General features: G+C 61.5%; 6 protein-coding genes. 1 reads left to right on the top strand and 5 read right to left on the bottom strand.

The features are described from left to right. Positions 1 to 178: 178 nt before the first annotated feature. The 5 genes from istB to Q8K08_RS00010 all read right to left on the bottom strand — a co-directional run bounded on the left by istB (position 179) and on the right by Q8K08_RS00010 (position 8,000). The gene (istB, locus tag Q8K08_RS00030; protein ID WP_305248757.1) at positions 179 to 937 is read right to left on the bottom strand and encodes an IS21-like element helper ATPase IstB; all 759 of its coding nucleotides are present in this window, start codon (positions 935 to 937) and stop codon (positions 179 to 181) included. Next, complete coding sequence (gene istA / locus Q8K08_RS00025; protein WP_305248756.1) at positions 934 to 2,379, bottom strand: IS21 family transposase; 1,446 nt, start codon at positions 2,377 to 2,379, stop codon at positions 934 to 936. The genes istB and istA overlap by 4 nt, the downstream gene beginning before the upstream one ends. Positions 2,380 to 2,536: 157 nt before the next feature. Beyond that, positions 2,537 to 6,091, bottom strand: a complete 3,555-nt coding sequence (locus Q8K08_RS00020; protein WP_305248755.1) for a DEAD/DEAH box helicase family protein — start codon at positions 6,089 to 6,091, stop codon at positions 2,537 to 2,539. Between the two features lie 98 nt (positions 6,092 to 6,189). After that, on the bottom strand, positions 6,190 to 7,125 hold the full coding sequence (locus tag Q8K08_RS00015) for a DUF2493 domain-containing protein (RefSeq protein ID WP_305248754.1): 936 nt from the start codon (positions 7,123 to 7,125) through the stop codon (positions 6,190 to 6,192). Positions 7,126 to 7,490: 365 nt separating this feature from the next. Then, a complete protein-coding gene (locus tag Q8K08_RS00010; protein WP_305248753.1) occupies positions 7,491 to 8,000 on the bottom strand; it encodes a toprim domain-containing protein in 510 nt (169 codons plus the stop codon). Between the two features lie 465 nt (positions 8,001 to 8,465). On the opposite strand from Q8K08_RS00010, the gene Q8K08_RS00005 reads away from it, so the two are divergent. After that, positions 8,466 to 9,500, top strand: coding sequence for a toprim domain-containing protein (locus tag Q8K08_RS00005; RefSeq protein ID WP_304797482.1), 1,035 nt, complete (start codon positions 8,466 to 8,468; stop codon positions 9,498 to 9,500). Positions 9,501 to 9,533: the final 33 nt, after the last annotated feature.

The following is a 9,533-nucleotide window of genomic DNA, read 5'->3' as shown; positions in this document are numbered from 1 at the left end:
TGTCAACGGCAGAGTAAAAGTGAGCCAAAGGGCAGCGCAAAATGTTGCCACTTTGGGGTTAGGGAGATTGTCGCGTGAGGGAGCGCGAGCATCCGGGCGACCGCGCTTGTCATTGAGCTGGCGGTTGCCCGGATGCTTTGGCCCGTCAGGGCCAACTGGGTGGAATTTGGGTGGACGGTTATGCCTTGTCCTGGCGGGCCTTGCTCTGGCCGAGGCGATAGCTTTCGCCGTTCATCTCAAGGATGTTTACGTGGTGGGTCAGCCGATCCAGAAGCGCGCCGGTCAGGCGCTCTGACCCAAAAGTTTCGGTCCATTCATCGAAGGGCAGGTTGCTGGTGATCAATGTTGCGCCGCGTTCATAGCGTTGCGAGATCAACTCGAACAAGAGTTCAGCGCCGGTTTTGCTGAGCGGCACGAAGCCCAACTCGTCGATGATCAGCAGCTTGTGGCTGACCATCTGCTTTTGAAGCCGCAGCAGTCTGCGTTCGTCCCTCGCCTCCATGAGTTCATGGACGAGTGCGGCGGCGGTGACAAAGCCCACGGACAGGCCCTTTTGGCAGGCAGATAGTCCAAGGCCGAGGGCGATGTGGGTCTTGCCGGTTCCGCTTGGGCCGAGCGCGATGACATTCTCGCGCCGCTCGACCCATTCGCAACGCGCCAGTTCCAGCACCTGCATCTTGTTCAGGGCGGGGATCGCCTTGAAGTCGAAGCTGTCCAGGCTTTTGACGGCAGGGAATTTGGCGGCCTTGATCCTGCGCTCGATCATGCGGCGTTCCCGGTCGATCATCTCCAACTCGATCAGACGCCCGAGGAACTGAACATGGTCCAGCCCTTCCGCCGCGGCCTGCGTGGCCAGTTTGCCGTATTCCCGCAGAACGGTTGGCAACCGAAGGGACTTCAGACGGTGGTTCAGAAGGATTTGGGGCGCGTCGCTCATGCTGCCCGCCCCCGCATCAGGGACATATAGCTGGCCGCGGATGTCGTGCCGACGTTGGCCTTGGGCAGATAGGGATAGACATCCAGATCCAGCTTGGGCGGCCGTCTCTCGACCTGACACAGCACGAGATGCTTGACGGCGTCAAAGCCAATCGCCCCCATCCGCAGGGCATTTTTGACGGCAACCTGCAGGTCTGCCATCTCGAATGTCTCCAAAAGCCGTAAGACCTGCACATACTCGCGCCGACCCGCCTTGATCATCCGGGCTTCCATCAAGCGGCGCAGGGTTGCGAACTCTTCCGGCAGATCCCAACCGGCCAAAGGGACCGCCTGATCGAGGGCGCCCACCTTCTGCTCCAGCAGGGGCAGATAATGGATCGGGTCAAAGACCATGTCTTCGCGATCCCAACAGCGGGGGTGGCGGGCGATGACATCACCGCCACAGCCAATAACCACCTGATCGACATAACCGCGAAGCCAGACGTCACGATGACCATAGGCAACCGGCACCGAGTAATCGTTGGTTTTGTAGCGCACCAGGGACTGCGAGTTCACTTGGCCGCTGGCCTGATCGCAGGTGTCGAACGGCGATGCGGGCAAATCCATCATCGCCTCAAGATCACGAACCAAGCGTTGCCCGATGCTGTCGCCGTGCCCACGCAAAACGTCCGCCTGACGCTTGCGGCATTGTTCCGCCAGCCAGGCATTCAGGGCGTCCCATGTCGCAAAACGGGGGATGGGCACCATGAAGTTGCGCCGCGCATATCCAACCAGGCCCTCGACAGCCCCCTTGTCATTGCCCTTGCCCGGACGACCGTAACGGTCATGGATGAAGTAGTGCGACAAGAACCCGCTGAACAGCTTGGTCCGCTTGCGTGTGCCATCCGGCAGGATCTTCGCCACCAGGCACCGGTCATTGTCATAGAGCACCGACTGCGGCACCCGGCCGAAGAAGGCAAAAGCATGGACATGGCCATCAATCCAAGCCTCGGAAACGGCTGCCGGGTAGGCCCGAACAAAACACGCATCGCTGTGGGGGAAATCCAGCGCGAAGAAATGCGCCTTCTGCTCCACGCCGCCGATCACCACCATCGCCTCGCCAAAATCTGCTTGGGCGTGGCCAGGGGCATGGGCCAGCGGCACAAACATTTCACGGCTGCGCCGACCATGTTCACGGACATAGTTCTTGACTGTCGTATAGCCGCCCTTGAACCCGTGTTCATCCCGCAGCCGCTCAAAAATACGCTTGGCTGTATGCCGTTGCTTGCGGTTCCGGGTGAGGTCCTCCTGCAACCACTGGTCGATGAAGCCCGTAAATGCATCCAGCTTGGGCCGCTTGATCTGAGCCGTTCGCTGATATCCGGGCGGAACCGAAAAGCTCATCATCTTATTTACGCTCGCCCGCGAGATCCCAAAGTGAACCGCTGCAGCGCGTTCGCTCATGCCGCCCCGACGCGCGAGACGGACCTTCCGATAGAGTTCCACGATTAAAATACCCCCGCCCTCCCTGTCGCCAGAAAGGGCCAAAGTGGCAAAGTTTTACTCTGCCCGCAGCAGGACTATCCCGCCACTTCCGTGGCAAACTTTTGCACTGCCGTTCTCAGATAATTGCGAGCTTCTGCTTTCGATCAAGATAATCGCCAATTTCGTGAACGAAGATGCGGCCGTTCTCCGAAATGTTCGGATTCTTGACAAAGATGCTAATCGCAATTGGCGCACGACTACCTGAGCCAAAGGTCTGACCGCCTTCACGTCGCGCCCGTTCGCCGCTCGTTCGAGTGTTTCCTTTCAAATGAAAGACATAAAGGTCCGTAAATTCTTCAGCCAAACAAGCCCGAAGACCGTCTGCTGCGTTGCCGTCTACCCATCCTGCGTTTGTTACGTAGGCCACGATCCCGGCATCACCAATCCGGTCTGATGCCCAGCGGATCGCCCGAATGTAGCTGTCGTAAAGTGCGTTCTTATTGACAGCTGTGGAGCGGGACACATAACTGTCCCGGATGCGGCCATCAAGGGTCGGATAGGCGACGTTTGCATTGTTATCGTTCGCGCTGTTTTGGCCGGAGGAATACGGCGGGTTGCCCACGATCACCCGAATATCCGTCGCCTTCTGCCGCTTCCGCCGCTCCGAGTTGTCGGGCATGTAGTGCGAGATCAGGTCGTCGCTTTCATACATCTGGAAGGTGTCGGTCAGGCAGATGCCCTCGAACGGCACATACTCGCCGCCCTGCAGCCCGTGATAGACCGCCTCGATGTTGATTGCGGCGATGTAGTAGGCCAGCAGCACGATCTCGTTGGCGTGAATCTCGTGGCGGAACTTGTGCTCCATCTCTTCTGGCGCGATCAGGCCGGATTGCAGCAGCCGGGTGATGAAGGTGCCGGTGCCGGTGAAGGGATCGATGATGTGGACGCCGGGGGAGCCGAGGGTCTGGCCGAATTCGGACTGCAGCACCTCGTTCACCGAATGGATGATGAAATCGACGATCTCGACCGGGGTGTAGACAATGCCCAGCTTTTCGGTGGTGCGGGGGAAAGCGCGGCGGAAGAACTTGTCGTAAAGTTCCACGATCAGTTTCTGCTTGGCCTGGGGATCGGTGATGCCCTGTGACCGCAGCTTGACGCTGGCGTAGAATTTTTCGAGGTCGCGGGATTCCTTGTCGAGGTTGGCCTCGTTCAGCACATCCAGCACGCGCTGCATGGCGCGCGAGACAGGGTTTTCGGCGGTGAACTTGTGGCCTTCAAACAGGGTTTCGAACACGGGCCGGGTAATGATGTGCTGGGCCAGCATCTCGATGGCGTCGCCTTTGGAGATGGTGTCATTCAGATCGTCGCGCAGTTCGCCAAGGAAGGCATCGAAGGCGCGGCGGGCCTCGGTGTCCGGGTCTTTCAGCAGGGCGGTCAGGCGGGTGATGTGGTTTTTCGCGATTTCTGCGATGGAGGCGGACCAGTCCTCCCAATAGTCGCGGGTGCCGCATTTCTTGACGATTTTGGCCATGATGGCGCGGGAGAATTCGTCGATCGAGAAGGTCATTTCGGTCTGGGTGGGTTCCGGCCCCTCGATGACATCATCGCCAGGACCGCCGCTGCCCGACCCGATGCCGGAACTGGCGGCCTTGGTCTTCTTGGGCAGGTTTTGCACGACGGCTGTGACGGACTGCAATTCCTCGGACTCGGCGTTGATGCCGACAATCTCGACCTTGTCCGAGATGTCCTGGCCGAGGGATGCCTTGTTGATGGTGCTGTCGAAGCGTTCGTCGTGAGCGCGGAGGGCGTTCAGGATTTGCCAGACGACACGGTAGCGTTCGTTGTCAGCCAGCGCCTGTTCAGGGGGCACTCCGCCGGGAACGCCTACGGGCAGGATGACATAGCCCATCTTCTTGCCCGTGACGTCCGACTTCCGCATCACGCGGCCGACCGACTGGACGACGTCGATCTGGCTCTTGCGGGGATGCAGGAACATGATGGCGTCAAGCGCAGGGACATCGACGCCCTCAGAAAGGCAGCGGGCATTGGTCAGGATGCGGCAAACGTTGTCACCTGCATCGGCCTTCAGCCAGTCAAGCAGAGCGCCGCGCGTTTTGGCGTTGAAGGTGCCATCGACGTGTTCGATCTGGCACTGGAGGTGGCTGGTTGGCTCTTCGGTTTCGACCAGGCTGTCTTGCCCAAGGTATTCATCGACCACAGCGGTGAATTCGTCGCGGATCAGCTTGGAACTACGGATGTCCTTGGCGAATGCCAGCGCACGCCGCATCGGGTGCGGATCGGTCGAGACATCTGCCTTCAAGTCGATCTTGGTCAGGGCCTTGTAGCAGCCGATGATCTTGGTCGCGTCGTCCAGCACCAATTCGCTGCCCGCATCGCCAAGGCGCTTTTGCACGGCCGCGCTGACCAGGCCCTCGTCCATCGCCAGCACGATGACCTTGTAGTCAGTCAGCAGGCCGTTCTGCACAGCCCAGCCGAAGCCGCGATAGAACAGCGTGTCCCCAAACAGGGCTGGATTATCCATCGACGCCAGTTCCGCGCCAACCTCGTCTGCCTTGCTGCGAACGTTGTCGCCGAAAATCCTTGGCGTCGCCGTCATGTAGAGGCGCTTGCGGGCCTTTACATTATCATTGCTGTGGATTTTGACGAAGTTCGACTCTTCCTCGCCGTCGAGGGTGGCGCCGGTGGTCCGGTGCGCCTCATCGCAGATAATCAGGTCAAATTCAGGCAGACCTGCTTCCTGCGCCCGGATCAAGGTGACGATGGACTGATAGGTTGAGAAGATGACGGTCATCCGCTCCGGATCGTCCTCGCCAGCTTTTTTGGCAACCTTGACCGGATCTGTGGTGGCTGGAAACGCCAGGTCATGGATTTCGATTTCTGCGATGTCGTCGGTGCTTTTGCGGCGCTTGCCAACATGGGCGTCGGAGCAAACCGCGAAGGCGCGCATCGGCGTTTCGGTGTCGTTCGTCCATTCGCGCACGGTCTGGGACATCAATGCCAGCGAAGGCACCATGAACAGAACACGCTTGCCTTTGCCCGCGACAGCTTCGGCGATTTTCAGCGACGTGAAGGTCTTGCCTGTGCCGCAGGCCATGATCATCTTGCCGCGGTCGGCCACAGAGAGGCCCTTGCTGACGTCCGCCAGCGCATCCTTCTGATGGTCCAGCAGGGTCTTCTTGGCGCTAAGGACGATTTCGCCGCGCGCCTCAAAAATCGTCCAGTCGATCCGGCTTTCACGCAGGTCTGTCAGGCCGATGCGCACGACCGGGATTGCCTGGTCCCGGATCATCTCCTCGGCATTGGTACCCCATTCCTTTTCGGTCGTGTCAAGAACGACGCGCCTACGGAATGGCTCCTTGCCAGAGGCCGAAATAAAACTGTCGATGTTGACCTTCTGGATACGGGCATCTGCGGCGTAAAATTTTGCCTGTATTGCCGCGAAGCCATCCTCATTGCGCAACTTTGCAACCAAATCGATGCCAACATCTTTGCCATCACGGCCGTTGGCTTTTGCCCAATCTGACCAAGTTGAGACCGCTTCATATTCTTCTGACTGAACAGGGTCGTTCATGAAAAATACCAGGGCTAACCGTTCAAAATAGGTGCCCTTTTCACGCTCGGTAACTGCAGCGTCACGGTAAGACTGTAGGATTCGGTCGATGGCAGTCATAAACACCCCTGACTATGCATTTCATCAACTTAGCGATGAACCCCCATGGCCGCGACTAGAAAAATTCGACGGCGCGGTGGAGTGGATAGAAAGGGGGCTCACGCCCCCTTCTCGAACTTCAGGACCGGGATGCCTAGCTTCTTGGCCTTGTCGGCGAGGTTTTCCTGGATCCCATTGCCCGGGAAGACAAGGACGCCCACGGGGAGAACATCCAGCATCGCATCGTTGCGCTTGAAGGGTGCGGCCTTGGCGTGCTTGGTCCAGTCAGGCTTGAAGGCGACCTGCGTCACACCCCGGGCTTCGGCCCATTTGGCAGCGATGAGTTCGGCCCCCTTGCCGCTGCCACCGTGCAGTAGGACCATGTCGGGATACTTGGTCTGGACCTGATCGAGCTTGCCCCAGATCAGGCGATGATCGTTGAAGTCGGTGCCACCAGTGAGGGCGACCTTGGGGCCTGCGGGCAGCATCACCTCGGTCTCGGACCGGCGCTTGGCGGTCAGGAAGTCGCGGCTGTCGATCAGGGCCGCGGTCAGGTGCCGGTGGTTCACCATCGATCCGGAGCGGGGCCGCCAGGTTGAGCCCGTGTGGACTTCAAAGGCCTCGGCACTGCGGTCGCGGAAGGCTTCCAGACAATGGCGCCGTTCCACAAGGCTGGTGCCCTCGGCCGTCAGGCGCTCAAGCTCGGTCGATTTCACCTCGGAGCCGTCCTGCTCGCGCTGCAGGCGGTGTTGCGCCACTTCATTGTCGTCGAGCAACCGTTCGACCCGGGCCGCGGCGCGGTGGAAGAGGTTGACCTGGCCCCAGAGCAGCTCTTCGAGGTCGGGTTCCATGCGGGTGTCGCCAAGGGTTGCGACGATGGCATCGAAGATATCGGTGACGGCGTCGATGAGGCGCTCGGGCTCCGGCATCGGGCGAAGATCGACCTCGTCCTGAAACGCCCGTGTGCCGTAGAGCTGAAGCTCCTGAAGCGCCCAGGCGGTCTGGGAAAGGGCGGGGCTGCGGTGGAAATCCTCGCTCTGGAATTGGGTCGTCATGGTCTTTTGCCTCCGGCTGCTTGGGCCCGCGCGACATCCCGCGCGGCCTTCATGGGCTGCGAAAGCTGTCACTGGGGACGCCCCTTCACCCCGCCTTCGGGGCCGGAACGCATGTGGAGGAGGACGGGGGGCGGCTGATATGTCTCGCGATGCAAAGCGGGGGCTCGTCCCCCGCGGCGGAAATCAGTTGCCCCCCGTCCTTGAAGGGGCGGCCCCTTTGACGGCCGCCTGCCCATCTCTTGAAGGACGTGCGGGTGTCGGGTGGGTTTGACAGCCGGGGCATGGCAACAGACCACGGCCGAATTTCCCTTGGGCGATGTGCGCCGCCTGCCCCGCTTTGCCAGACTGTTTTTGCGCTCGTGGGCTCAGATCTTCAGTCGGTGCTGATCCTCAGAGCCGATCTGCGCAGCCAGATGCTGGCGCAGCGCTTCAACGCCGTGGGCGCGGAGATCATCGTTGAAATCTCCGAGCTGCGGCTCCAGCACGATGACCTGAACCCCGACTTCGGATGCTCTGGCGGTCAACCTCTCCGCCGCACGTTGCCCTGCCGGATCGCGGTCGATGGCGATGTAGAGGCGCTGCAGCCCCGCAGGCAGGATGACAGCTCCGAGGTGAGACGATGAGAGCGCCGCCCAGACGGGCAAAGAAGGTGCCGCCTCGCGGACGGACAACATGGTCTCGATGCCTTCGCCCAGCACCAGAGTTTGATCTGCGGGGGCGATCCTGACGGCATTACCGAGGAGGTGACCCATTGCCCGACGGGGAATCTCGACAGCCGCCTTTTCCTGACCGTTAGGAGCCAACCAAGTGCGATGCACACCCTGCAAGACCCCTGCCCCATCGGTGACCGCGGCGATCATCGCTGGTCTGGGCACTGGCTTGGTCTGACCCTCATCCCGATGCCAGCATTTCCGGTGGAAGCGCAGGGCCGCGCTCGGCACCGCTTGGGTGATGCCCCGGGAACGCAGGTAGACTTCTGCCAGAGAGCCAGCCAAAGACACAGAGGCCGCAAACAAGCGCGATGCCGCTGCGGGTGTACCCGAAGGGGATTTTCGGCTGCGCGGAGAATTGGCATCTGGGAGAACCGGCTGCGGACGGCCAAGATGCGCGCGCGCCTCGGCAAGAAGGTCGGGAAAGCGGGTGATGCCCGTCCGTTCGCGAATGATGTCGAGGAGATCGCCGTGTTCGCCTGTTGCGCTGTCGGTCTTATGTGGAATTCCACATAAGACCGAACATGTTGCGGCGCTTGTTATGTTGCGGTGGCGGTATCTGGTGCGTTTCTGCAGGAGTTTTCGCGAGTCTGGGCAACATAACCTTGGCACAGCGGTGGGGTTTTCGTGATGGCGCGCGATGCAGCGGAGCTGTCGCGTCGCCTCGCGCGGGACGCCGAGGCCGTGTGTCAGCATTACCTCCCGAATGGGCAGCGGCAAGGTCAGTACTGGACTGTCGGCGATGCGCGCAACACGCCGGGGCGGTCGATGTTCGTCCGGCTGAAGGGGCCGGAGGCGGGCCCCGGTGCTGCCGGTCATTGGACCGATGCCGCCACGGCCGAGCACGGCGACCTTCTCGACGTGATCCGGGAGAGCTGCGGCCTGACCTCATTCGGTGATGTCGCCGAGGAGGCGCGGCGCTTTTTGAGCCTGCCGCAGCCCGAGCTTGGCCGACCCGGCAATTCTGCCCGTATCCGCGCCGCCACGGGATCGCCCGAAGCGGCACGGCGACTGATCACCATGGCGCAGCCGATCCCGGGCACGCCGGTCGAGATCTATCTGGCCGGTCGTGGCATCGCGCCGGTCCATGATGCGGGGGCGTTGCTATACCACCCGCACTGCTACTATCGACCCGACGATGGCGCCCCAGCAGAGCGGCGTCCGGCGATGATCGCATCTGTCACCGACCTGCAGGGCAGGATCACCGGCGCGCACCGCACCTGGCTCGCGCCGGACGGATCGGGCAAGGCGCTGGTCGCGGCGCCCCGGCGGGCCATGGGCAATCTCCTTGGCCATGCCGTGCGCTTCGGTGTGGCGGAGAACGTCCTTGCCGTCGGCGAAGGGATCGAGACGATGCTGTCGCTGCGCGCGGCCTTGCCGGGCATGCCGATGGCGGCGGCGTTGTCCGCCGGTCATCTGGGCGCGTTCGATTTACCGCCGACATTGCAACGGCTATACATCGCCCGCGACGCCGATGCCGCGGGCGACAAGGCTGTCGCGGTCCTGACCGCGCGCACGGCTGCGGCGGGCATCGCCGTGCTGATGCTGTCGCCGCGGGGTGGCGACTTCAACGACGACCTGCAGGCCACCGGCCTCGACGATCTGCGCGCCGCTCTCCGACCCCAACTCGATGCTGAAGATGCACGCAGGTTCGGGGAGAAGTGAACAGGCAGGAGGATCGCAAGGGCGGCTGCGCGC

Origin of the sequence: Pseudotabrizicola sp. (assembly GCF_030684215.1) — a bacterium.
Lineage (GTDB): Bacteria > Pseudomonadota > Alphaproteobacteria > Rhodobacterales > Rhodobacteraceae > Pseudotabrizicola.
The sequence above is the reverse complement of the archived record's forward strand: the minus strand, read 5'-3'. Positions and strand labels throughout refer to the sequence as shown.